The organism is Chryseobacterium foetidum (assembly GCF_025457425.1).
Classification (GTDB): Bacteria; Bacteroidota; Bacteroidia; order Flavobacteriales; family Weeksellaceae; genus Chryseobacterium; species Chryseobacterium foetidum.
In genome coordinates this window covers 3,339,818-3,365,482 of sequence record NZ_JAMXIA010000001.1, presented here as the reverse complement: position 1 = coordinate 3,365,482, position 25,665 = coordinate 3,339,818, and the positions used below count along the sequence as shown (strand labels likewise).

24 protein-coding genes and 3 tRNA genes are annotated in these 25,665 nt (G+C 36.4%); 10 read left to right on the top strand and 17 right to left on the bottom strand.

Going from position 1 to position 25,665, the window contains the following annotated elements:
- Positions 1-23 precede the first annotated feature (23 nt).
- Positions 24-3,092: a choice-of-anchor I family protein gene (locus NG809_RS15615; RefSeq protein WP_262152197.1), complete on the top strand. Its 3,069-nt coding sequence runs from the start codon at positions 24-26 to the stop codon at positions 3,090-3,092.
- A gap of 620 nt (positions 3,093-3,712) precedes the next feature.
- Positions 3,713-4,246, top strand: a complete 534-nt coding sequence (locus NG809_RS15610; protein ID WP_262152196.1) for a YqiA/YcfP family alpha/beta fold hydrolase — start codon at positions 3,713-3,715, stop codon at positions 4,244-4,246.
- A 211-nt stretch (positions 4,247-4,457) separates the two neighbouring features.
- Here the strand turns inward: NG809_RS15610 and NG809_RS15605 are convergent, their stop codons facing one another.
- Together NG809_RS15605 and NG809_RS15600 are read right to left on the bottom strand one after the other, a co-directional pair.
- Positions 4,458-4,706, bottom strand: a complete 249-nt coding sequence (locus NG809_RS15605) for a NifU family protein (protein WP_052188000.1) — start codon at positions 4,704-4,706, stop codon at positions 4,458-4,460.
- Positions 4,707-4,747: 41 nt separating this feature from the next.
- Positions 4,748-5,851, bottom strand: coding sequence for an Mrp/NBP35 family ATP-binding protein (locus NG809_RS15600; protein ID WP_262152195.1), 1,104 nt, complete (start codon positions 5,849-5,851; stop codon positions 4,748-4,750).
- A 125-nt stretch (positions 5,852-5,976) separates the two neighbouring features.
- Here NG809_RS15600 and NG809_RS15595 point away from each other — a divergent pair, with 125 nt between their 5' ends.
- Positions 5,977-8,778, top strand: coding sequence for a GH92 family glycosyl hydrolase (locus NG809_RS15595; protein WP_262152194.1), 2,802 nt, complete (start codon positions 5,977-5,979; stop codon positions 8,776-8,778).
- Positions 8,779-8,975: 197 nt separating this feature from the next.
- Entirely contained in the window at positions 8,976-9,881 is a 906-nt protein-coding gene (locus tag NG809_RS15590) for an IS1595 family transposase (RefSeq protein ID WP_262147160.1), read from the top strand.
- 30 nt (positions 9,882-9,911) lie between these two features.
- Here NG809_RS15590 and NG809_RS15585 read toward each other — a convergent pair whose 3' ends face one another.
- The 3 genes from NG809_RS15585 to NG809_RS15575 are packed head-to-tail and all read right to left on the bottom strand — an operon-like array spanning position 9,912 to position 11,791.
- Positions 9,912-10,499, bottom strand: a complete 588-nt coding sequence (locus NG809_RS15585) for a hypothetical protein (RefSeq protein WP_262152193.1) — start codon at positions 10,497-10,499, stop codon at positions 9,912-9,914.
- 11 nt (positions 10,500-10,510) lie between these two features.
- Complete coding sequence (locus NG809_RS15580; protein WP_262152192.1) at positions 10,511-11,224, bottom strand: phytanoyl-CoA dioxygenase family protein; 714 nt, start codon at positions 11,222-11,224, stop codon at positions 10,511-10,513.
- A gap of 9 nt (positions 11,225-11,233) precedes the next feature.
- Positions 11,234-11,791, bottom strand: a complete 558-nt coding sequence (locus NG809_RS15575; RefSeq protein ID WP_262152191.1) for an RNA polymerase sigma factor — start codon at positions 11,789-11,791, stop codon at positions 11,234-11,236.
- 113 nt (positions 11,792-11,904) lie between these two features.
- Here NG809_RS15575 and tyrS point away from each other — a divergent pair, with 113 nt between their 5' ends.
- Positions 11,905-13,200: a tyrosine--tRNA ligase gene (gene tyrS, locus NG809_RS15570; protein ID WP_262152190.1), complete on the top strand. Its 1,296-nt coding sequence runs from the start codon at positions 11,905-11,907 to the stop codon at positions 13,198-13,200.
- 65 nt (positions 13,201-13,265) lie between these two features.
- Here tyrS and NG809_RS15565 read toward each other — a convergent pair whose 3' ends face one another.
- Positions 13,266-13,721: a hypothetical protein gene (locus NG809_RS15565; RefSeq protein ID WP_262152189.1), complete on the bottom strand. Its 456-nt coding sequence runs from the start codon at positions 13,719-13,721 to the stop codon at positions 13,266-13,268.
- A 186-nt stretch (positions 13,722-13,907) separates the two neighbouring features.
- Here NG809_RS15565 and NG809_RS15560 point away from each other — a divergent pair, with 186 nt between their 5' ends.
- The 3 genes from NG809_RS15560 to NG809_RS15550 all read left to right on the top strand — a co-directional run bounded on the left by NG809_RS15560 (position 13,908) and on the right by NG809_RS15550 (position 16,514).
- Positions 13,908-14,546 carry an alpha/beta hydrolase gene (locus NG809_RS15560; RefSeq protein ID WP_262152187.1) on the top strand — a complete coding sequence of 213 codons (639 nt, stop codon included), beginning with the start codon at positions 13,908-13,910 and terminating at the stop codon, positions 14,544-14,546.
- Positions 14,547-14,710: 164 nt separating this feature from the next.
- Positions 14,711-15,964, top strand: coding sequence for a PDZ domain-containing protein (locus NG809_RS15555; RefSeq protein ID WP_262152185.1), 1,254 nt, complete (start codon positions 14,711-14,713; stop codon positions 15,962-15,964).
- Between the two features lies 1 nt (position 15,965).
- Entirely contained in the window at positions 15,966-16,514 is a 549-nt protein-coding gene (locus tag NG809_RS15550; RefSeq protein WP_262152183.1) for a hypothetical protein, read from the top strand.
- Here NG809_RS15550 and NG809_RS15545 read toward each other — a convergent pair.
- Positions 16,487-17,518, bottom strand: a complete 1,032-nt coding sequence (locus NG809_RS15545) for a L,D-transpeptidase (RefSeq protein ID WP_262152181.1) — start codon at positions 17,516-17,518, stop codon at positions 16,487-16,489. The genes NG809_RS15550 and NG809_RS15545 overlap by 28 nt on opposite strands.
- A 287-nt stretch (positions 17,519-17,805) precedes the next feature.
- Between NG809_RS15545 and NG809_RS15540 the strand changes: the two genes are divergently transcribed.
- Complete coding sequence (locus NG809_RS15540; protein ID WP_262152179.1) at positions 17,806-18,567, top strand: DUF4272 domain-containing protein; 762 nt, start codon at positions 17,806-17,808, stop codon at positions 18,565-18,567.
- 52 nt (positions 18,568-18,619) lie between these two features.
- Positions 18,620-19,321: a hypothetical protein gene (locus tag NG809_RS15535; RefSeq protein WP_262152176.1), complete on the top strand. Its 702-nt coding sequence runs from the start codon at positions 18,620-18,622 to the stop codon at positions 19,319-19,321.
- Between the two features lie 208 nt (positions 19,322-19,529).
- Here NG809_RS15535 and NG809_RS15530 read toward each other — a convergent pair.
- The 10 genes from NG809_RS15530 to NG809_RS15485 form a co-directional block, all read right to left on the bottom strand.
- A tRNA-Asp gene (locus NG809_RS15530) sits at positions 19,530-19,603 on the bottom strand.
- Positions 19,604-19,640: 37 nt separating this feature from the next.
- Positions 19,641-19,714 (bottom strand) — tRNA-Asp (locus NG809_RS15525).
- A 36-nt stretch (positions 19,715-19,750) separates the two neighbouring features.
- A tRNA-Asp gene (locus NG809_RS15520) sits at positions 19,751-19,824 on the bottom strand.
- A 132-nt stretch (positions 19,825-19,956) separates the two neighbouring features.
- Complete coding sequence (gene trxA, locus NG809_RS15515; RefSeq protein WP_262152174.1) at positions 19,957-20,271, bottom strand: thioredoxin; 315 nt, start codon at positions 20,269-20,271, stop codon at positions 19,957-19,959.
- A gap of 75 nt (positions 20,272-20,346) precedes the next feature.
- A complete protein-coding gene (locus NG809_RS15510; protein WP_262152172.1) occupies positions 20,347-21,525 on the bottom strand; it encodes a cysteine desulfurase family protein in 1,179 nt (392 codons plus the stop codon).
- A complete protein-coding gene (locus NG809_RS15505) occupies positions 21,525-21,980 on the bottom strand; it encodes a hypothetical protein (RefSeq protein ID WP_262152170.1) in 456 nt (151 codons plus the stop codon). The genes NG809_RS15510 and NG809_RS15505 overlap by 1 nt, the downstream gene beginning before the upstream one ends.
- 24 nt (positions 21,981-22,004) lie before the next feature.
- Complete coding sequence (locus tag NG809_RS15500) at positions 22,005-22,592, bottom strand: HAD family hydrolase (RefSeq protein WP_262152168.1); 588 nt, start codon at positions 22,590-22,592, stop codon at positions 22,005-22,007.
- 125 nt (positions 22,593-22,717) lie between these two features.
- Positions 22,718-23,443, bottom strand: coding sequence for an SDR family NAD(P)-dependent oxidoreductase (locus NG809_RS15495; protein ID WP_262152167.1), 726 nt, complete (start codon positions 23,441-23,443; stop codon positions 22,718-22,720).
- Positions 23,440-24,762, bottom strand: a complete 1,323-nt coding sequence (locus NG809_RS15490; protein ID WP_262152165.1) for an FAD-binding oxidoreductase — start codon at positions 24,760-24,762, stop codon at positions 23,440-23,442. Before NG809_RS15490 ends, NG809_RS15495 begins: the two co-directional genes overlap by 4 nt.
- Positions 24,759-25,646 carry a decaprenyl-phosphate phosphoribosyltransferase gene (locus tag NG809_RS15485; protein WP_262152163.1) on the bottom strand — a complete coding sequence of 296 codons (888 nt, stop codon included), beginning with the start codon at positions 25,644-25,646 and terminating at the stop codon, positions 24,759-24,761. The genes NG809_RS15490 and NG809_RS15485 overlap by 4 nt, the downstream gene beginning before the upstream one ends.
- Positions 25,647-25,665: the final 19 nt, after the last annotated feature.

Genomic DNA, 25,665 nt, shown 5'->3' with positions numbered 1-25,665 from the left:
TGCACAAATAATAAATTGTAAAAATGAAGAACAAATACCTTTTGAGAGGCTTACTGCCGATTGCCACATTATTTTACGGTTCAGTTTCAGGACAGAGCACTCTGGTTCACTACTGGAATTTTAATAACAGTACATCCGTTGCAGCACTCACCACTCCCACTACAACGCTACTGAATGGCTCCATTACAGCAGTTTCTACAGGAACAGGAAGCACAGATACTTTTATTGATTTTGCAAATGGTGTCAACCAAAATTTCAATATTGAGAATTTAAACGCCAGAAACGGAGACGCTTCCGGAACACATTTAAGATATAATTATCCAATCAACGGAAATGTACAGTTTCTTTTGCCTACAACAGGTTATAACAATGTTGTCGTAAAATTTACAACAAGACGTTCGGGATCGGGAGCAGGAAATCAGAACTGGTTTTACTCTTTAGACGGAACTACTTTTGTTCCTTATCAGACGGTCACTTCACAGGATGCCAATCCGCAGTTGATCACATTTGATTTTTCTGCAGTTGCGGGAGTTGCAAATAATCCTAATTTCAAACTAAAAGTAGAATTCGCACAAGGTGGCGGAGGTGCTGTTGGAAACAACAGATTTGATAATTTCACGGTAGATGCAACTCCAGCCGGAGGTGTTGATACTACTCCACCAACCGTTGCTTATTTGCCTGCAAACAATGTAAATAACGCTTCCACAACGGTAAATCCTACAATCACGTTCAACGAAAACGTAAGATTAATCGACAATTCTGCAATTACTGCTGCCAGTGCTCAGAATTTGGTTGAATTGAGATTAAATAACGCAACCGGAACCGTGGTTCCTTTTACTACAACGTTTGCGAACAATACAATCACGGTAATTCCAACCGCTGGTTTGGTTCCGAATCAGGCTTATTATTTGGCTTTAAAACCAAACTTAGTTGAAGATACAAGTGACAACGCAGTAACTGCGAGTACTTCAAGTACTTTCACAACTGCTGGAACAAGCATTGCTTTGGAGAAAAACTTAATTAAGGTCAATGAAAATGCAGGAACTTTAGCATTTAAAATCAATGTTACCAATCCTTCCAATGCGACTGTAAATTTGGTGGTAAAACCAGCATCTTTCAACACCGCAAACAGCAGTGATTTTACTTTGGCGAATCAAACGATTAACATTACGCCTTCTACGACGAGCGTTACGGTAAACATTCCGATCATCGATGATACTTTGGAAGAACAGCAGGCAGAATATTTTGTTGTCGGACTTGAAAATCCTGTCGGTGCAACGATTACTGGAGATGCCAATTCTACTGTTTATATTATCGACAATGACAAAGCGGCGCCGGTGGCATCGAACCAAATTCAGTTAAATTATATCGGAAGTTTTGATCCATCAGGAAACAGTACAAGTTCGACAGAAATCGTAGTTCACGACGCGGCGACACAAAGGCTGTTTACCATCAGTTCTTTAACGGATGTTTTTGACATCATTAATTTTTCAAATCCGACCACGCCAACGGTTATCCAGACTGTCAACATGGCTCCTTACGGTGGAATTACCAGCATCGCTGTAAAGAACGGAATTATTGCAGTTGCCTCTCCCAACGGAACAAATCCTCAGGGAAATGGTTCGGTTGTATTTTTCGACATCAATGGTGTCTTTTTGAAACAGCTTAACGTTGGAGTTTTACCCGATATGATCACGTTCACCCCAGACGGAACAAAAGTGATGACCGCAAACGAAGGCGAACCGAATGATGCATACACGGTAGATCCTGAAGGTTCGATCAGTATTATTGATGTTCCGACTTTAACAGTTGCAGGAATTCAGGCTTTAACGCAAGCTAACGTAACGACTCTTGGATTTACCCAGTTTAACGGACAGGAAGCTACTTTAGCAGCAACCGGAGGACGAAAAGTAAAATCTACCAGCACTTTAGCTCAGGATTTAGAACCTGAATATATTGCAATCAGTCCGGATAGCCAGAAAGCTTGGGTATCGTGTCAGGAAAACAATGCGATTATTGAAGTTAATTTAATGACAAAAGCTTTAACCGGAATTTGGGGATTAGGTAAAAAAGACATGAGTCTTCCAGGAAACGGCTTCGACGCATCAGACAATAACGGAGAAGTTTTAATTGCCAACTGGCCTGTAAAAGCTTACTACAACCCAGATGCAATGGCTTCATATAAAATCGGAAACACGAATTATCTGGTTACAGCCAATGAAGGTGACGAAAAAGATTTGGGAGGTTTCAGCGAAAGAACAACAGTTGGAGCTAACGGTTATACTTTAGATTCAACTATTTTCCCGAATGCTTCTATTTTAAAGGCTTCTCATAATTTAGGAAGATTCAGAGTGACCAATGTGAACGGAAATACTGATGGAGACGCAGATTTTGAAGAAATCCATGCTTTGGGAGCGAGATCATTCTCAATTTTCAATGCAGATACAAAGCAATTGGTTTTCGACAGCGGAGATCAGTTTGAAAGACACGTTGCAGCCAATCACCCATTGATTTTCAATGCTGATAATGAAGCCAACGGAGCAAAAACCCGTAGCCGTGCAAAAGGTCCTGAACCGGAAGGCGTAACATTGGGAACCATCAACGGTCAGACTTTCGCATTCATCACTTTGGAAAGAACCGGAGGTGTGATGGTTTATAATGTAACAGATCCAAACAATGTAACATTTACAGATTACAAACATTCAAGATCAACGTCTGCATTTGGTGGTGACAACGGTCCGGAAGGAATTACTTTCATTCCTGCTGCCAATATGAACAACGGAAAGGCTTACGTCATCGTTGCCAACGAGATCAGCGGAACACTGTCGATGTATGAAGTTAACCTTTATCCTACTCTATCTACAGGCGAAGTAAAAACTGAAAAAGCAACATTCAACATCTTCCCGAACCCTGTGAACAAAGGAAATACCTTATACTTCAACAGAGCTCAGGGTTACGAATTGTACGACATGAGCGGAAAACTTCTTGGAAAAGAAAAATCTGCCTTAACCATCGACACTTCAAGGCTCAACACCGGAGTTTACTTACTTAAAACTTCAGAAGGCGAAGTGAAGAGATTCATCGTGAAATAATTTTTTACTAAATAATTTACTTTTGAAGCCTCGGGATTTTCTCGGGGCTTCTTGTTTGGTTTAAAAAAATAAAATCATTTTAGCTCTCAAAATAAATTAAACAGTTCTCAAATTTTAAAAGATTTTACCCCATTTACGTCTCTATCATCGCTCTATGATCGCTTTATGATCGCTTTATGCTCATAAAAAAGTAAAATTCTATTATAAAAAATTAAACACTCCATTTTTTCTTAGCCGAAAAAATTATCAGGATCATTTTTGAGATTGAAATAGATCCTGGAAAAGCAGGTGAGAAAAACCGAAAATTTATCAGGTGAAAGTGAAAAGTAAGCAAAAAAGAAAAATCTTGACAAAGTTTTTGGCGCAAATTATCTTTAAGTAAAATTTTAAAATTAAATATTTGTTTTTTTTCGTTTTAAAACTAAAAATTGTACTTTACACCTAATTATAAATGTAAATAATAGGCTACAATTAAATTTTAAAAGTTCGTTTGTCATTCCGTAGGAATCTCAACACAGTAAAAATGAAGCAGTTTAGATTCCTACGGAATGACAAAGTGAATGCTGATTTTTGTAATAGATTAAATAAATAATAAATCTAAATTAAAATAATAACATCCAGTGAAACCCACCCTCCTCTACATCCACGGTCTCGGCTCAGACCAGCACTCCAGAAAATTTATCAATTTAAAAGATTATTTCAAAGACCAATTCAATTACGATTTTGTTGAATGGAAAAACGACAGCATTATTTCCGAACTTCTCGATCAGGCAGAATTGAAACTGGAAGATATTGAAAATCCAGTTTTGGTGGGAGATTCTACCGGAGCCAACTTTGCCTATCAACTTCGTGAAAGAAGATCCCAGAAAGGTAAAAATTCAATTTTAATTTTAAGCAGTCCGCTTTTGAATATTGATGAACGAATTGCAGATTTTGAATTTCCTGAAACATTGATTCCACAATTACAAAAATTTGATGATCCGGAAAATGCTTTGATCATTGCGACTAAAAAGGATGCGATTTTAAATCAGAACTGGCTATTTAAAAAGCCTCTGAATAATGTGAAATTAATAGAAGTGGATGACAATCACCGGCTTGAAAAATTTCATGAAAATCTTTCTGATATTGAATTATACATTATTTCTAAAAAATAAATTTTGGCTAAAGCCATTTAAATCTACAACTTAGAAAAACGGGCTAAAGCCCGTTCCTATTGATATTTGAAGCAATTCTATTCTGAAAAACCTTGTCAACCTTATCAGCTGCATGAAGATTATCCTTGTCAAGGTTTCCTATCCTACATATTTAAAGCAAAAAAAGACAGACCCAAAAAGTCTGTCTTCAAAAAATATATCGTCGTATTTTTTACTCTACATTTACTACCTTTTCAATTTCGGGAGCGTGCTGTTTGATGGTATTTTCTACCCCTAACTTCAATGTTGAGAAATTAAGAGAGCAACCTGAACAGTTTCCTAAAAGTTTTACAAAAACAGTATTGTCTTTCACATCCAAAAGCTCGATATCGCCGCCATCTTTGTTCAGAAACGGACGAATGCTTTCAAGAGCTTCCATTACCTTGGTTACAGTTTGTTCGTGTGCTATATTTGTCTCCATATTTGAATTTGGTTTTTCAAAATTTAATTTGAAATCATTATTTATTTTTTGGGTGAGCAACCTGCCATTGTCGTGATTTTCACGGCTTCTGTAGGCGGTAAAAATTTGTTTCTTTCTACCAGACTCTCTACCATTTTTCTTGCCGTTTCCGTATAAATCTCAGCAATCTTTGAGTCTTCCTGAAGTGCTGCAGGTCTTCCCACATCTCCCGCCTCTCTGATGCTCTGAATTAAAGGAATTTCTCCCAACACAGGAATATTTAAATCATCTGCCAGATATTGTGCTCCCTGGTTTCCAAAGATATAATATTTATTGTCAGGTAATTCTTCCGGCGTAAAATAAGCCATATTTTCTATCAGTCCAAGCACAGGAATGTTGATACTTTCCATATTGAACATGGCAATTCCTTTTCTCACATCCGCTAAAGCAACGTGTTGAGGCGTACTTACAATCACCGCTCCCGTTACCGGAACTTCCTGAATAATAGATAAATGAATATCACCCGTTCCAGGAGGAAGATCGATTAAAAGGAAATCCAGTTCACCCCAGGCTGCATCTCTGATCATTTGGTTCAAAGCTTTTGAAGCCATCGGCCCTCTCCAAACCACTGCCTGATTGGCTCCTGAAAAATATCCGATGGAAAGCATTTTCACACCGTAATTTTCGATAGGTTTCATTAAGCTTTTCCCGTTGACATCAACAGAAACTGGCTTTTGGCCTTCTGTGTCAAACATTGTAGGAACAGACGGCCCGTAAATATCGGCATCCAGGATTCCAACTTTAAAACCCATTTTTGCTAAAGTTACTGCAAGATTCGCAGCAACGGTAGACTTACCAACACCTCCTTTTCCGGATGCGATGGCAATAATATTTTGAATTCCAGGGATTTGTTTTCCTTTGATCTGACTCAGCTGAACTTCACTAGGCTCGGGAGAAACTATTTTTAGTTTTAAATTAATTTCTTCTCCAAATTCACTTGCGAAAGCTTGTTTCATTGCTGCTTCAAGCTTTTTCTTTTCGTGCATTGCCGGCGAGTGCGCCGTCATATCGATATATACATCATTCCCCATCAATTGGAAGTTGGAAACCAAATCGTCTACTTCTATTTCTTTAAGGAAATCCTGAATCTTTTCTTTCGTCAACATAAAAATATAAATTGAGCACAAATTTACGGAAATTTTAGCTATTTAGAATCAATAAACAGACTCATAGATAAATTCTTTTGCGAACCTAAAATTTGTGTATTTTAGGGCGATTTAAATTTAACACCATGAAAAAAATAATCTTTATCCTTATCGGATTGATTAGTCATAATTTATTTTCTCAAAACTATTCTCAATACGTTAATCCTTTCATCGGAACGGGAGGTCACGGACACACATTTCCCGGCGCCACTGTACCTTTCGGGATGGTTCAGCTTTCTCCGGACACCAGAATTGACGGAAGCTGGGACGGCTGCAGCGGATATCATTATTCAGATTCAGTGATTTACGGATTTTCACATACGCATTTGAACGGAACAGGAGTTTCAGATTACGGAGATATTATGCTGATGCCGACGATGGGAAAAGCCAGTTTCAGCTCTAAGGAATATTCTTCCAAATTTTCTCATAAAAACGAAAAGGCGACAGCAGGTTTTTATTCCGTTAAATTAGACAAACACAACATCGACGTTCGTTTAACGACAACAAAAAGAGTCGGTTATCATGAATATAAATTCAATAATGCCGGAGTTGCAAATATAGTTTTAGATTTAAACCATCGCGACAAACTTTTACAGGGCGAAGTAAGAATTATTGATGCTAAAACCATCGAAGTTTTAAGAAGAAGTGAAGCCTGGGCGACCAATCAGTTTGTGTACGCCAGAATTGAGTTTTCAAAACCGATGAAGATTTCAAAAACCCTCGCTAACGGAACTCAGGAAAGCAATTTGTATTCAGGAACTCAGCTCGCTTTAGCGTTTAGTACTAATGTGAAAAAGGGAGAAAAAATTAATGTAAAAGTTGCACTTTCACCAACAGATTACGACGGAGCTGCCAAAAATTTCCTAACCGAAGGCAAGTCTGATAATTTCGATGACGTAAAAAAAGAAGCGGAAACTGCATGGAACAAAGAACTTTCGAAAATTGAAGTAAAATCTGACGATAAAAATAAACTCACCGTTTTCTACACCGCAATGTATCACGTTTTCACACAGCCCAATATCAATATGGATGTTGACGGAATATACCGTGGCAGAGACAATAAGTTTTATTATGCCAAAGATTTTGATTTCTACACCGTCTTTTCACTTTGGGATACTTTCAGAGGAGCACATCCTTTGATGACTCTTATCGACAGAAAAAGAACGGCAGATTTCGTGAATACTTTCATCAAACAGCGTGAACAGGGTGGAAAAATTCCTGTATGGGAACTGGCTTCCAATGAAACAGAATGCATGATCGGTTATCACGGAGTTTCTGTAATCGCTGATGCGATGGCAAAAGGAATTACCGGTTTTGACTATGAAAAAGCCTACGAGGCTTCCAAAAATTCTGCAATGCTTGATATTTTCGGGCTTGATGCTTACAAGAACAAAAATTACATCAGTATTGATGATGAGCACGAAAGTGTTTCAAAAACTCTCGAATACGCTTATGACGACTGGTGTATCGCTCAAATGGCGAAAATTTTAAATAAAAAAGAAGATTACGCCTACTTTATGAAACGTTCTCAAAACTGGAAAAACCTTTACAATCCAAAGAACGGTTTTATGCAGGCGAGAAAGAACGGAAACTGGTATGAGCCGTTCGATCCGAGAGAAGTTAATAATAATTATACAGAAGGAAATTCATGGCATTATTCCTACTTTGTGCCACAAGACATTCCGGGATTAATTCAGGCGCATGGCGGAAAAGAAAAATTTGAACAGTTCATCGACGCTATTTTCTCAGCTCCAGACAAAACAACGGGAAGAGAACAGGTGGATATAACAGGTTTGATGGGACAATACGCTCAGGGAAATGAGCCGAGTCATCACATTGCTTATCTCTATAATTTAGTTGACAAACCTCAAAAAACGGAAGAAAAGATCAAATATATTCTCGATAATTTCTATAAAAATGCTCCGGATGGCTTGATTGGAAACGAAGATTGCGGACAGATGAGTGCGTGGTATATTTTAAGTTCAATGGGAATTTATTCTGTTACTCCGGGAAAACCTGAATGGGAAACGGTAACGCCATATTTTGATGAAATTAAACTTCATCTGGAAGACGGAACGACGAAAATCATTACCAAAAACACTCCTAAAAGTGAACTTAAAAAACTTGGTTTTGAAAATGTACAGGTTGCTAAGGAATTAAAATATAAAGAACAAACTGCTTCTCCTGTTATCGCTGCAGACAGGCTTTTTGATGTTACTTCGAAGGTAGAAATTACCGCACTTAACGAAAAGGATAAAGTATACTACATGACTTTGGATGAAGACGACAAAAACGCAAAAAAATCATTTAAAGTTTACAAAGGTCCGTTAACGATTAACAAAACAACGCAGGTTTCAGCTTACTGCGAGAGAAACGGTGAAAAAAGCGGAATTACAACTGCTCAATTCAATAAAAGACCAAATCATTGGGATGTGACGATTAATGCAACGGCAAATCCGCAATACACAGCAGGTGGGAAACTGGCAATCATCGATGGAATCAACGGTGATGTGAACTGGAGAAAAGGCGAATGGCAAGGCTATCAGGGACAAACCGTGGAAGCAATTATTGATTTTAAATCTCCGCAGCAGATGAGACAGATCTCTTCAACCTACCTTCAGGACAGCCGTGCGTGGATTTTAATGCCAAAAAAAGTAGAATATTACGCTTCAATGGATGGGAAAACTTTCATTTTATTGAAAACACTGGAAAATAACATCGACGCCAGAGACGAGACCATTCAGGTAAAAGATTTTTCAACTGAAATTCTTCCTACCGAAGCCCGTTATCTGAAAGTAAAAGCTTATCATTTTGGAAAACTTCCGCAATGGCATCAGGGTGCAGGTGGTGAAGCTTATATTTTTGTGGATGAGATTTCCGTGAAGTAAGAATTTTAAACTTAAAATAATGAAACCTCTTTCGATTTGGAAGAGGTTTTTGTTTTAATTCAAATCACGCTGATTTTACGGATTAAGCTGATTTTTTATCTCTGCTTAATTTGCTACATATTCATAAGTTAAATTTCAAAATGTATATCCGTAATTCGTAATAATTTCGTATATTTATCTGTAATTTAAATAATTAGATGGATATATTTAGCTTTACCGCTCATTTTGGGACAGAGGAAGATTGCAGAATTCATTTTAAGAAACAGAGAGATAAGATTGGCGTGGCATGCAAATGTGGTCATAAAGAACATTTCTGGATTAAGAGCATTTGGAGCTACGAATGCAAAAAATGCCGTAAAAGGACTTCTTTGAAAAGCGGCACCATTATGCAGAACTCTAATCTTTCATTTTTAATTTGGTATAAGACAATGTTCTTAATGAGCGTTACAAAAAAAGGATTTTCGTCTAAAGAAATTCAGAAGCAATTGGGATTGAAACGCTATGAGCCTGTTTGGGCAATGGTTCATAAGCTAAGAAAAGCAATGGGAACACGGGACGAAAAATATACTTTAGAAGGAATGATTGAATTTGATGAAGGCTATTTTACAGTAGAATCCAGTGAGATTGAGCAGGAAAAAGGAGTCCGCGGCAGAGGTGCAGCGGGCAAACAAAATGTTGCTGTAATGGCCGAATCTACGCCTTTGGAAAATATAGAGACTGGTGAAAAATCAAAATCCTGCAGATACTTTAAAGCTAAAGTTTTAGAAACGCATCTTTCCCTTGAAATCAACGAAACCATTAAGGAATCGATCGATAATCAAAGTATTGTTTTCACTGATAAAAGTACCTCGTACGTTGATATCTCTGATTTTGTAGAGCTTCATATCACAGAGAAATCGGATAAAGAAACCACAAATGAAACCTTAAAATGGGTTCATATTACCATTAGTAATGCAAAACGGAATTTATTGGGAAATTATCATAAAATCAAAAGAAAATACCTTCAACTGTATTTAAATGAATTTATCTACAAACTAAATCGGAGATATTTCGGCGACCAACTCTTCGAAAGGCTCATTATTGCTAATATTACAGCGGTATGATTAAAAACGGATATACATTAATTTCAAACATCAATTTTCAATATTGTCATTGATTATTAATTTAAATTTATCATTTACAACAGAATGCTTTTCATCTATTTGAAACATTTTTTTTTCACCTGTTGAATCTATCCTGATAGCCAGTTTGTTTGAAACGATTACATTTCCAATAGTGCTTTTGTCAAGAATAATTATTGAATCTTTCATCTGATAATTTCCTCTTGTAATATCGGCTCCTATTCCTGCATGGTCAACAAATTTGTAAGTTCCGTCTTCCCTGAATTCAAACCAGGCACCATTGAAATCCCCATCGTAACCTGCATGAATTATCGTTGGAGAATTATCTCTCATATCCAAAACTAAAGAAGTAACACCAAAAGAAACCAAAATTAAAAGTCCAATCAAGGAAGGAAAATAGCTTTTCCATGATTTGGAAATTTTAAATTTTTTAAAATCTTTATTGAGACTAAAACCAAGAAAAATCAAAAATAAGAAAAGAAGAAATCCGAAAAATATTTCCTGAAAAATCATTTCCGTATCTGCATTTTTAATTCTCCAAAAATTATAATAAAAGCCAATAATCACTAATGGAACTATAAGCCAATTTCTTTTTATCATTTGTATTTTTTTTAAACCATCTTCTCCGACCACTGCAACTCTTCAGGCAATATCATGTCAGAAAATTCAATATGAATCACTCTCCTTTTCTTCCCGTTGATCGTCCGGTTTGAACCGTGGAGAAGCAATGGTTTCATAATCATCACTCCGCCTCTTTCCACGCTGCAGATATTTTCTGTTTCCACTTTCCAGTCGATAGTTTCGGGTCTGTAAATTCCTTTCGCGTGGGATTTTGGAACAACTTTTAAAGCACCATTATTTTCGTCAGTGTCATCCAAATGAATTCTTATCGTAAAAATATTTTCAAGAATATCTAAAGGCGGCTGAACGGCAAACTGATTTTGTTTCGTTGTCCACGGTCCGAAATTTTCCAGTTGAATTTTCTTGTTAACAGAAATTGTCAAATCCTGATGGTATGCAACGTACCAATTCGATTTTTCAGGTTTATCGAAATAAATGCTTTTCACCACAAAATAGTTTTCACCGAAAATTTCTTTAATAATCGTTTTTAAATTATCATTAAAAATTAAATCTTTCACTTCCGGAATCTCCTTCAAAAACTGACGGATGGCAAAAAGATCTTCCGATTTTCTGAACGTTTCTTTAGAAGTGTCAATGCTTTGAATGACTTCACTTATTTTTTCTATTTCAGAATCTGAAAAAACATTGTTGATTACTGTGAATCCTTCAACTGAAATTTCAGATTTTTTATTTTCTAAATTCATTACAAAGTATTATTCTTCAAAATCATTATTTTTAAGCAGTTCTGCCAAAACTTTTTTTGCTCTCATCACACGAACTTTGGTATTGGCAACAGAAATTCCCAGTTCATCAGCGATTTCCTTAATGCTTTTTTCTTCAAAAAATCTAAGCCTTAAAATATCCTGATAATTTTTGTCGAGAGATTCTATTGTTTTTATGATTTTCTTTTGCTCTTCATCAGAAATCATCAGTTCTTCCGGTGATTTTGCAAACTGATTTTTCACTTCATCTAAATTTTCCGTAGGATCCTGGTTCTCACGGGCTTTCTTTCTCCAAAAATCGATAATGGTGTTTTGAGCAATCGTCAAAATCCATGTTTTAAACTGAAAATGAGGATCGTACATATCCAGCTTCGACAAAACTTTAGAGAAAACATTTACTGTGATTTCATCGGCATCGTTTTCGTCCCTCACTTTTTTCATCACAAAAGAAAAAACATCAACCCAAAAAATGTTGATGAGCCTCGTCTGAGCCTTCTGATCTTTATCGTTGGCTTTGGAAATGAGCAGAAATAATTGTTCGTCGTTCATTACTAACAAATATAAATGATTTTAAATTTAAACTCAAAACTTTAGACATCAAACTCTGAACCTTAAACTGTAATTTTTCTATCTTTGCCAATTAAATTTTAAACCCGAAAATAATGAACTCTTTTATTGAAGAACTGAAATGGCGCGGTCTTTTTGCAGACATGATGCCCGGAACGGATGAACAACTTGATAAGGAAATGACGACTGCCTATATCGGTTTCGATCCTACCGCAGATTCTTTGCATATCGGAAGTTTGATTCAGATTAAAATTTTGGCTCACTTCCAGCAACACGGTCACAAGCCGATTGCTTTGGTAGGCGGTGCTACAGGTATGATTGGTGACCCATCAGGGAAATCTGCCGAGAGAAATCTATTGGACGAAGAAACGCTTCTTCATTATGTTGACTGTCTGAAAAACCAATTGTCAAGATTTTTAAATTTTGATGGAAACGAAGCCAACAAAGCTGAACTGGTGAACAATTACGACTGGATGAAGAATATTTCTTTCCTGGATTTTGCTAAAAATGTGGGGAAAAATATTACTGTGAACTATATGATGGCGAAAGATTCCGTGAAGAAAAGATTTTCGGGAGAAGCCGGAGCGGATGGCATGAGTTTCACTGAATTTACTTACCAGTTAATTCAAGGTTACGATTTTTTACATTTATACCAAAACAACGGGGTAAAGCTTCAGATGGGCGGTTCAGACCAGTGGGGAAACATCACAACAGGTACTGAATTAATCCGTAGAAAAGCGCAGGGAACAGCATTCGCTTTGACAGTTCCTTTGATTACAAAAGCTGACGGCTCAAAGTTTGGAAAGTCTGAAAGTGGCGAAAACTATTGGTTAGATAAAAAGAAAACGTCTCCTTACAAATTCTACCAGTTTTGGCTGAATGCAACGGATACCGATGCTGAAAGATTTATTAAATTCTATACTTTTTTACCAAAAGTAGAAATTGAAAATTTAATTCAAGAGCATGCAACGGCTCCACACGAAAGAAAACTCCAGAAAAAACTGGCGGAAGAAGTTACGGTTTGGGTTCATGGAAAAGAAGAATTCGAGAAGGCTGTAAAAGCATCTGAAATTCTTTTTGGAAGATCTACAGCTGAAGATTTGGTAAGTCTTGACGAGGAAACTTTCCTGGAAGTATTTGACGGAGTTCCACAAAAAGAAATCGCTAAATCTGATGTACTCGGTGTAAATATTGTTGAGCTACTTTCAGAAAAATCCGGCTTTTTAAAATCTAAAAGTGAAGCTACAAGAGAAATCAAAGGAAATTCTATTTCAGTAAATAAAGATAAGATTAATGATCAATACACAGCTTCTGAAAAGGATTTGATTGATGGAAAATTTCTTCTGTTACAAAAGGGAAAGAAAAATTATTTTATTGTAAAAGCAATATAAATGAAAACGAAAAAACCGCCAGACGGCGGTTTTTTTTATGCTTGAAAATTTTAATAAACTTTAAATTACAGTTCTAAAAAGCTGAAATCTACAGAAACGTTTTGGTTACCCGATCCCACTACTTTTTTTGTTACCGCAACTTCACCATCTACGATAATACTCACAATTAATTCTGAGTCACCGTTTGGCAAAATAGCATTTGCATCAAGATTAAGCTGAGCCTGGCTTGAATTTACAAAAAACTCTTCGCTTGCCCAATTCAAAACTCCCGGCTGAACGGGATCAAATTTAGTATCCTGAACTGTACCAACCTGGGTAACTATGGTTTTAATAACTACTTTCTCTGTTCCGGCAGGTGCCCCTCCTTTTACTCCTCTTACCTGAAACTGTACCAGGTGATCTGTGAATTCTTCATCATCGTCATCATTTTTACAAGATGTTGTTAATGAAAATACAGATAAAACAAATAAGAATAAAAAAGAAAATTTGAGTAGACTTTTTGATGTGTAAAAATGCTTCATTTCTCCAGATAAATTTTTAATGATTCAAATATAGGATTTTTATCAATATAAAAATAACTTTTATGAAAATTTTCCAAGAATGCCCATTAAAAGCTATCAATTCGTCAAAATTAAAATTTATTCATTTGCTTTCATCCCAAACGTTCCTTGTCATCATAAAAATGAATATTTGATTATCTTTGCTTTATGAATTTAGATTACATCGTTAGAGAACCCGAGCAGATCACCCCTTCCACCCCTGTCCTGTTTATGTTACATGGTTACGGCAGCAATGAGCAGGATCTTTTCAGTTTCAGAGAAGATCTTCCTAAAGACTGGATTTTAATAAGTTTCAGAGCGCCGGGAAGCACAGAATATGAAGGTTTTTCATGGTTTGACATTAATTTTAACAGTCCTGAAAACTTTATCGATACTGATCAGGCTAATGATATGGTTCAGGTTCTTATTGAGAATATAATGACAATCATAAATCATTATGGTTTAACAGAAAGTAAAACACATCTCTGCGGTTTTAGTCAGGGTGGAATTCTTGCTTATGCTTTGGCACTGAGGCATCCCGAACTTTTCAATAAAGTAGCCCTAATGAGCACCTATCCTGAAGAAAAACTTCTTACAGACATTGTAAAAGACAAAAAGAAGCTTGAAAATCTGAGATTTTTTATTTCTCACGGAACAGACGACGCAATTATACCTTTAGAATGGGGCAGAAAAGCAGCAGATATGCTGTATGACTTAAGTTGTTATTTTTCTTTCAGAGAATATATGAACGGTCATGGTGTCAATCAAAAAAATTATATTGATCTGATGGATTTCTTTGCTAAATAATTCACAGGCAACAAATTACACTCATCCAAAACATTTTCATATCCAGAAGATGTTTTTTTTACGTAATCGAACGATTAATTTATTAAATTCATTAAATGAAATCGGTCGGGCTATTTATCTTTCTGCTGATGAGCATTTTTTCTAATGCTCAAAACACTTTTGAGATGAGCGAGCCCAAAAAAGTGGTACTTTCTTTTCAGCTGATTAATAATTTAATTTTTATTCCGATTGAGGTCAATGGTGTGGAACTTACATTTTTAGTGGATACCGGTGTAAATGAGACTACAATTTTCAGTCTTGAAAACAAAGAAATTAAACTGAGCAATCTGGAGAAGACCATTTTCACAGGATTGGGAGCCAGCGGAAGTATTGAAGGCTTTAATTCTGAAGGGAACACTGCTAAAATCGGCAAAAATTTAGTTAACAACGATTTTTCTTTTTACATTATTTCAGATCCTGATTTTAATATTTCTTCACACATCGGAATTCCTGTGAACGGAATTATTGGCTATCATTTTTTTAAAAATCATAAAATCATAATTAATTATGAATCAAAAAAATTAACAATTTATCCAGATGAAATAAGCTTTAGGAATAAAATCAAAACATTCAGCGAACTGCCCATCACCATAGAAAAAGCAAAGCCCTACCTGCTCGCAGATGTTGAAATGACCAACGAAGCTAAAAGTTCAAAGTTGCTCATAGATTTGGGAAACACCGATGCGATATGGCTTTTTCCTAAACTGATTAAGGATTTTGTGTACAACCGCCCGAATATTGATGATTATTTGGGACGTGGATTTAATGGAGATATTTTCGGCAAGCGAAGCCGTATTCACAATTTGTATTTAGGGAAATTTAAATTTGAAAAACCCTTGATTGCAATGCCAGACGAGTATTCCATTCAGAATTTAAATCTCGTGAAAGACCGAAAAGGTTCGATAGGGAGTGAAATCCTGAGAAGATTTACTGTGGCTTTTGATTATCAGGATGAAAAACTTTATCTGAAAAAAAACCGTGATTTTGATGACCCCTTTCATTTCAACATGAGCGGCATAGATTTTAAGCAGGATGGAATGCAATGGGAACAGGATTTGATGCGTATAGAAACTAAGAAAAGTCTGGATCTTCAAAGCACAGAGGTGGTAGCAAATACTTTACAGTATAAATTTGTTTTAAAACCAATTTTCTCGATTGCCGGAGTAAGAAAAGATTCTCCCGGAGCACTTGCAGGCTTACAGAAAGACGATGTTCTGTTAAAAATCAACGGAAAAAAAACTTCTGAAATGACGATGCAGAAAATTGTAGATCTGATGAAATCTGAAGATGGAAAATCTATAGAAATGGATATTGAGAGAAAGTTTAAACCGATGAAAATCAAATTTATTTTAGAAGACCCAATACCTTATCAGGAATAGCATGAATACAGAAGAAACTACCTTAGACAAAATAAGAAACAGACCAAGATTTAAGATGTTTACGCTTCTTTCGAAGGAGGATTATGCGGTCAACCTTAAAGAATATCTCTCTTCCCATGCCGGAGAATTTGAGGGAAATGTAAACAAAGAGGTAGCAACGATCTGCGTGAAAACCGAAGACGACAATTACTGGAAACCACAGCTGGCTCTGCGAGTGGAAGCTGAAGACGAAAAAACCGTTATACGGGGAGTTTTCGGGCCAAGTTCTGCGGTCTGGACTTTCTTTATGTTTCTGTATTTTCTTTTTACGATTTTCTGGATGACGTTTTTTACGATGTATTACGTAGAACAGCAGATAAAAACAAATGAGTACCCGTGGGCACTCACTTTGTCTTTTGTTATGTTATTTTTTATTGGTTTAACTTATACTGCGGCGAGATTCGGGCAGTTCAAGGGAAAGGAAGAAATGCTGAAACTGAGAAAATTTGCTGAAGAATCTACACTTCCGTTTGAAAATAAAGATCAGCTCCCAATTTCTCCAGACTCCTGAATTTTCTGAGCCTCTATCGCTTTAGACTGAGAGATAGAATCTGCTACTTTTTCCCTGTTGGCCTGCTCTTTCACCATTTTTTCGACATGAGGACTCAGCAAAGCTTCCATCTGTTGAACGGAAATATTATTGGCATTGGGATCTGTAAGAAGTTTTCTCCACGGTTTTTGTCCGCCCCATTTGTAATCGCCATACACCATTACAGGCGTTCCTTTTGCTTTTGTTGTAGCTCCTCCAGGATTTAAAATCCAGGTATCTGCATAGGAATACAGCCACTGAGCATCTTTCATCAGCAGTCTTAAACACGAATGCGAAGCGGGATAGCCAGGAAGCTCATACTGATGCCATCCGATACCGCCGGAATTGTGAATATTAAAATTATAAGGAAGTTTCCACTCGCTGTCTACTGTGGAGATGGCCAGTTTTTTCTTCCAGTTGGCAAAGGTTAATCCTCTCGTTGTCTGAGCCGATTTTTTTCCCATACTCGTTGGTCCCCATTTCACCAGATTTCCATTGGAATAAACTCCGTAAGCCTGAATCGGATATGAGAATATCACAAATTTTTTCACATTTGAAAGTAAATCAAGCTGCAAAGGAAATGGCGAATAAGACATCAAAGTAGAATCTATCGTTGCAGGAATCACCAAAGTATCTGCACTTCTTTTGAATTTGGAATCCAATCTGTTGAGTGCCAAAATGGTATACCTGTCTTTTGCACTGTATTTCTTCTCAAAGTCTGCGTAAAGTGAATCTCTGAGTTTTTTATCTTTTGGAAAAATAATTCCGCTGTAAAAACCATTTTCCTGAATCATCGGCGCTACAGATTCCTTTACGGGTTTTACAACAGCAGAATCGGGATCTTTGGCAACTTCGGCTATTTCTTTGGAAATAATTTTTTGATCTTTTGGGTCTGAAACTTCTTGTTTTTCTTTTTTACATGAATATAAAACGATACTGAATACTGAAAAATAAATTAAAAATTTTGAACTGAATATTTTTTTCATACATACTGATTTCTGTACTAAAAATACAAAATTCAGACCTTAATTTTAAATATCTCAAAAAATATTTTCCAAAATTACTTCTACTGCTCATCAATACTGATTCAGAAGGCTTATTCATTCAGTAAGAAACATAACTTTAATATAATTCCAAGGAACTTTTATCACTTTTGAACGAAATATTTTTAAATTTTATGCAAAAAAAAGATCAGGCAAATCTTAAGCGCATCACGTGAAAGGGATAAAATTTTTATATTTGAATAATATTCTCTGAAGAAAAATTGAAGATTATGAGCTTTTTCAAAAAAATTTTAGGCCACACTGAAAATCACAAAGAGGAAAAAAGTTTTGAGATTGAAAATCTGATTGATTCATACAGGAAAATACCATGGATGACAGCAACCAGACTTGAAAATCTCTCAGTTTGTCTGTACGCAGGTTTTAGGCCTGCCAATTCTCTTCCCACAGAGCTTGAAACAGAAATCCGTCCTGCCATTGAAATTGCCAAGAGGCTTCATGCGATCAAAGCTATTGTTCTCTGGCTGATGGTTCCGGAGGAAAATCTTCCCGGTGACATAATTCTGAATTTTGTAGAACGAAACCAGCTTGAAAATTATATTGCTGATGACGAAAAACTGATTCTGGAATCACCTCGGGATGATAACGAAGCAAGAAACTTAATCGGCTGGAAATTTGAAAATGCGTGGCCACTTGCGTGGTATTTCGGCTACAAAGAACCTGACTTTACAGGAGAGATGATGACCGGCGGGCAGATGCAGGAAATAATGAATGAATACGCCTGTCCACTCGATGAGATTGTAGAAGACTGGATGAAAAATAGAGATTTAATATCTGAAGATGAACTGATGAAGAAGGAAGATTTATTTTACTGCATCCATAACGCAGTAAGAAGCGCACAATTGGGCGGCAAAACGGTTCCTGAAGGTTTTGATACCATTGCAAACGGGGGTGTAATTCATGAGCGCAGACATGCTTTAACGTGGATGCTTTCTAAAGGTGAGAGTTGGGATGATACGGATTTGAGTACATAAGTGCGTCATCATTATGCTTCAAATGGCATTAGCTTCCCGCTAAATTTATAAAATGAACAGAATGCAGAGCGATTCAAAAAATAAAACTTCAGATTTTATTGTATTTAAAATTATTTATCCCTTGCTGGGATTAGTCTATATCGCTATCAATCCGATTTCACTGTTTATTTTTGCATTTTTAATTAGTTTTATTGTGTACTATCTGATTTTTCGTAATAATATTTTCAGGAAAAAATTTCTTTTTGTTTTAGCACCCATTTATCTTGGTATTTTGTTTACATATTCTATTTCCCCAAAAATTCAGTGCTGCGAATTTGAACTTACACACCCTAACTGGACTCGATTGAAAGGTCAGGTGTATGACTTCAACATAAGCTGGAAAGGAGGAAAAAGCAGAAAATCTACAGCAGATATCAGTTATCATTACATTGCCGGCAGTCAAAAATTTAGCCGGACTGCGATTGGTGTAATCGACAGAAGGTCACATTCGATTTTTTGGGCTTCTGACAACGAAATTAAAGATTCCAATTTAAAACTAAGACAAGAGGTTACAAATTATATAAAAGACAGGAACTTTAAGATATTTCACAATCCAAAAACAAATGAAAGCAGACTGCTGATACCTTTGAATTTTCTTTTACTTTCAAATTCCTCTGGATTCAGTATAATATATGGAATGTTGAAGATCATTCTTTTCCCGTTTTTGCTCATCATGATTTTCCTCAGCATTAAGAAGGTAACAAAATTGAATTAAAGATTTTTGTAGTATAACAGACGGCTTAGACAATCTTCAACTGTGTTTTTCAACTTTTATATAAAGTTTTAATATTTCTTCAGACTGTCAAAACTTTTTGCTTAGTCCCCAAGTTTTAATATTGATCCCATTGATCCCGTAGTACCCAGGATCGGAATCGAACCGGTACTGCATAAAAAAAACCTGTCTCAAAATGAAACAGGTTTTGCGATCCGGACGGGACTCGAACCCGCGACCTCCGCCGTGACAGGGCGGCATTCTAACCAGCTGAACTACCGGATCAATTTTCTTTTGAAGTTAAAATTGTAAAAACTTTCAGCGATCCGGACGGGACTCGAACCCGCGACCTCCGCCGTGACAGGGCGGCATTCTAACCAGCTGAACTACCGGATCAATTTTCTTTTAAAGTTAAAATTGTAAAAACTTTTGCGATCCGGACGGGACTCGAACCCGCGACCTCCGCCGTGACAGGGCGGCATTCTAACCAGCTGAACTACCGGATCTCTTGCCATAACTAAGGTTAATACCTTTCGTTATTGTGGTTGCAAAAATACAACATTTCTGCAAACCTGCAAGTATTTAGATAAAAAAAATGCTCTCCAATTCGGAAAGCATTCATTATCAAACTTATTTTTTTATAAATGAGCGCTCAGTTTTTCAGCGATTACTTCTTTCGGAGCTACTCCTACCAATTTATCTACTACCTCACCATTCTTAAAAATAAGAACTGTAGGAATATTTCTGATACCATATTTCATAGAAATATCCTGGTTGTTGTCTACATCTACTTTTCCAACGATTGCTTTACCGTCGAAATCGGCAGCAACCTCTTCGATAATTGGTCCCAATGTTCTGCACGGTCCGCACCACACTGCCCAAAAATCAACCAATACCGGTTTATCTGATTTAAGTACTTCCTGGAACGAGCTGTCTGTAATTTCTAAAGCCATTTTGTTTCTTTTATTTTAATTAATATATTTTCCTTTGATTTCTGAGATCAAAATTACTTCTTTTCTCTGATAAGCCTATCTATGCTCAACATTAGTTTTTTCTATAACCAAAAAATCTGCCGAAATCTCCGCAAGTGCTGCGACAAATGCATCAATATCTTCTTTGGTTGTCATGTGGCTGAATGAGATGCGTAAAGGTGTGCAGTTATCCATTTCATCTTCTGAAAGTACCATCATCATCACCATTGAAGGTTTTGACGCTCCGGAAGAACAAGCACTACCCTGAGAAATGGCAATTCCTTTCATATCCAACTGAAGACCGATTAATGGGTTTTTATAGGGCAATAAGGCACTTAAAACAGTGTAAAGACTGTTTTCTTTTTCAGCACTTCTTCCATTGAATTTGATGCCTGGAATTGCTTCCGAAAGTTTTTCTTTTGTATAATCTTTAATAGTCTGCATGTGGTCTGAAAATTCATCCATCTTATTTAATGAAATTTCCAAAGCTTTGCCTAAACCGACAATTCCAGCAACATTTTCCGTGCCCGCTCTTAAACTTCTTTCCTGAGGACCTCCTGTTATGATTCCCTTTAAACCGCTTGACTTTCTTATGAAAGCAAAACCAACTCCTTTCGGACCGTGAAACTTGTGTGCGCTGCATGACGCAAAATCTACTTTGATGTCTTCAAAATCTAGAGGCATGTGAGCCATCGTCTGCACCGTATCTGAATGGAAAAGTGCATTATTCTCTTTACAAAGTTCAGCCACCTTTTTGATGTCAATTAAATTTCCGATTTCGTTGTTGGCGTGCATTAAGCTCACCAACGTTTTTTTATCTGAATTTTTTAAAAGCTCTTCCAGTTTGGCTAAATCGATATCGCCTTTTTCGTTGGGACGGATGTAATTTACCTCTACTCCTTTTCGGGATTTCATATCCAAAATACTTTCAGAAACACATTTGTGCTCCATTGGGGAACTGATAATTCTTTCAACACCCAAATGCGAAACAGCAGATTTAATAATCATATTGTTGGATTCTGTACCGCAGGAAGTGAAAATAATCTCAGCCGGACTTACATGAAGATAATCTGCAACCTGCCTTCTCACATTTTCAATCAAAATTTTAGCTTCCTGACCAAAACTGTGTGTGGATGAAGGATTTCCGAAATTGATTTTCATTGTGCTTACCATTGCGTCTATCACCTCTTCTGTAAGCGGTGTGGTGGCAGCATTATCTAAATATATTTTATTCATTATAATTTGGAATATGTAAGTTTAACTGAGGTAAAAGGTTTATCTGAAGGCACAGAAACAAGCATCCAAGGATTCGAGATCATCATAATTTCCATTCCACCGGATTTGTATTCTGGAACTTCAAGGGTTAAAACGTTATTTTCGACTGAGGCCTTTTTAATTTCTGTAATTCTGTGATCACCGGAACTGAAACTTCCCAAATCGTAAATAATGATTTTGTTTTTATCTGAAATTGCGGGATAGCCAGGCTTGTCGCCGTCTTCGACGGTATTTCTTTTTGCGACTTCGGCCAACAATTGCTGTTGGTCTTTAAGGATAACAAACCCTTCAGATTCGGCACCGCCCTGCGAAGAGGTTATTAAAATATTAGGTTTTAAATCCTGATAAGGTTTATCTGAAACATTTGTTTTACAGCTTAAAATGAAAGCCAGACACAAAAAAAGCAACTTGTTCATTGATTCGGTTTTGATGACTCAAAATTAATGAAAAAATCGGTAATGACCTTCATTTGCCCAGTTCAACATCGGACGGTCGCCTGAAGTATCTCCGAAAGCTATGATTTTATCGAACTTTTCGTCTGAAATTTCTTTTTTTATTCGTTCCAGTTTTTCTGCTTTATTGCAGTTTTTGCCGATAAAATTTCCTGTAAAAACACCGTCTTTAAACTCTGCTTTTGTAGAAATCAATTTCATTTTGAAAGCTTCGGCAAATGGCTGTGCCCAAATATCGAGAGAAGCTGTTACCAAAAAACTTTCAGTGGTTTCTTTGTCGATATTTTTAATGAAATCCAATGCATTTTCCCTAACGATTTTCGGGTAGTGAGCCTCAAAAAACTGTTTGGATTTTTCTTTTATTTTGGTTTCATCCTGACCTTTTAAAATCGATCCGATGAAACTTTTTTTCACCTTTTCGGTTTCAGCAAGTTTCAGTTTAAGCAAAACAAAAAGCGGAATATGTCTTAAAAACTGTATGCGAAATTTAGCAGAATCATAGAATTTAAGATACATAAACATGGTATCTTTATACGTAATGGTACCGTCGAAATCGAAACAATACAGTTTTTTCATTTGTAGCTGGATGTTGGATGATGGATGATGGATGTCTAATGTCTGATGTTATATAATACTTATTATTTAAAACTTTGTCAAAGCAAAATTATTGCGTTGTAAAGCTTTGACAAAGTAAGAAAATTTTACAACTTCAGTTTTTTAAATATAAATTCAGGAATATTTCTGATAATCAACATGATAACACTCCAAATTGGCAAAACATAAATAGAATTTTTTTGCTTTTTAAATGCTTTATAAATACAATCTGCTGCTTGTTTTGGCGTAGCTGTCAGTGCAGGATTCAGCGGTAAACCTTCTGTCATCTTTGTATCCATAAAACCAGGTTTTACTGTCATCACATGAACTTTCTTTTCGAAAAGATAATTTCTAAGGCCGCTCAGATAGGCTGTAAAAGCAGCTTTGGCACTTCCGTAGATAAAATTACTTTGTCTGCCGCGATCGCCTGCCACAGACGACAGACCGATGATTGTTCCTGATCTTTTACTTTCAAATTTCTGTGCAAAAAAGTTGATCAGCGGAACCAGTTTAGAATAATTGATTTCAATAATTCTTGCTGTATTTTTATCGTCATAAAGTCCTTCCTCAGAACCCTCGCCCAGAAAACCTGTTGCACAAAATAATAGATTTGAACTGATTTGCTCCAGTTTTGTATAATTTATTTCTTTTGTAAGATCAATTTCAATAATTTCAGATTGCTGAAAAAATTTCACGTCAATATGCTTTGCAAACCTTTCTGAAGCTTCCCGGCTCGAAGTTAAAAGATAGATTTTTTCAAATTTTTCACCTTCCTGAAGTGCTTTTTCCACAAATGCCTGTGCTACTTCTGAAGTACTTCCGAGAACGATCATATTGTATTATTGTTTAAAATTCTTTTGTGCTGAAGCGAAATGAACTTCGGATTTTCAACATTTTTAAGATAATTGGTCAGTGAAGAACGGCTCATGCTGTCTTTGGTAAGATAAATTTTACCATTATATTCTTCAACAATTGAATCCAGCTGACCGATAAGTTTTTTTAAATTTTTATCAACTTTAAAATCCAAAGCCAAAGAATATCCTTCGAAAGGAAACGAGTTGTAAGCTTCAGGGTTTTCTTTTCCGTAAAGTTTTAAAACGGCTAAAAAAGAACCGCTACCCGAATTTGCAATCGTCTCCAGAATTCTCTGCATCCCCTCTCTGCCTTTATCTTTGGGAATCATCATTTGGTATTGGATGAAACCTTTTTTTCCGTAAATCTTATTCCAGTCATTTACAAAATCAAGCGGATAGAAAAATGTATCGTAATCTGTAAAATTTTTGACTTCCTTTTTTGCCTGTTTTTTATAGTAGAGATAATTAAAAATTTTTACTGTCAAAGAATTCAGCGCAAATCCCGGAAAGTAAAAAGGGACAGTTGGCGAAAATTTCTTTTTCAACCGCAAAGGATTGTTCTTCAGTTTTTCAGGAAGTTCATGAGGAAAAGCGTGTTCGCCGCGCATCATAATACTTCTTCCAAGATCTTTTCCCTTTTGCAGACAATCTATCCACGCGACGGTGTACGTCCAGCTTTCGCTTTCTTCGAAAAGACGGAAAATTTCGTCAAGATTTTCAGCTTTAATGCTTTCCTGACGAATGTAGGCGGACTCAATATTTTTTAATTTAAATTTAACGGAAAGAATAATTCCGGTGAGGCCCATACCGCCGATCGTTGCCCAGAATTTATCCGAATTTTCTTCCCGTGAGCAGGTGATGATTTCACCTTTTTCATTCATCAGTTTAAAATCGATGACATACTCAGAAAAACAGCCTTCAGCATGATGATTTTTACCATGAACATCACTCGCCAAAGCACCTCCAACAGAGATAAATTTGGTTCCTGGTGTTACGTAAAGAAAATACCCCTGCGGAACAGAGATTTCCAGAACGTCAGAAAGAAGAACGCCTGATTCACATTCGATGATTCCGTTTAAACGGTCGAAACTGATGAATTTATTTAATTTTTTAGTGGAAAAAATACTTTCCGCCAATGAAGAATCGCCGTAGCAACGACCATTTCCTCTGGCAATAATCTCATTGTGATTTAAAACAAAATCCTTTATTTTAGAATACTGATCTTCCGAACGCATTTCTTTTTCCACCACGGGAAAATTTCCCCAGTTGGTTACTTTTTTAACAAAATTCGGTTTCATTCTTTAAAATAAATTTGGATTGAAAATGCAATGACCCACAATAAAAGCGTTGCCTGGATATATCTGTCACGGTACACAATTTTGGTCGGTGATTCTGTACGGTTGTACACCAATGTCTGCTGAAGATACCTTAAGAAAGCAAAAACTACAAAAATTACGGTATAAAAAACCCTTGGGTGAAATCTCTGCTGCACTTCCGGTGAAAGAGTAAACATCAGATAACAAATGATTGCCAAAGTTACTGAAATTGACAATGCAATATCTGCAAACTGCACATTGTAGCCGTCTAAAGCTTTTCTGGTTTTCCCTGAAACCTGAGCGTTAATCAATTCTCCACGTCTTTTCCCGATGGCAAGAACCAGTGCGAGAACAAATGTAAGAAGCACTGCCCACTGCGAAATATTAATTCCTGTGATGGAACCGCCTGCCTGAACTCTTAAAACAAATCCTGTTGCAATGATAAAAATATCGATGATGGGAACATGTTTCAATTTGAAAGTATAAGCCAGATTCATCAGAAAATAAATCATAATAATGGCAGCGAATTTCCACATGCTATCCTGAAAGTACATTTGTGAGCCCAAAGTAAAGCTCACATTAATGAGAACCAAAACAGCTAAAATCACCAAAGCCCGCTTCTTTGAAATAGCTCCGCTTGCCAGGGGTCTTCTGCGTTTTTCAGGATGTTTTCTGTCGGCTTCGATATCGTTGTAATCATTTAAGATGTAAACGACACTGGCAGCTAACGAAAAAACTATGAAAGCAACAATACTTTTGAGGAGAAGATCTGTCTGGGTAACTTTACCCGCAAAAAAGAGTGGAACAAAAACAAATAGGTTTTTAACCCATTGTTCTACCCGAAGCAGTTTTAAATATTGTTTCATTTATGTGTAATCAGCTGCA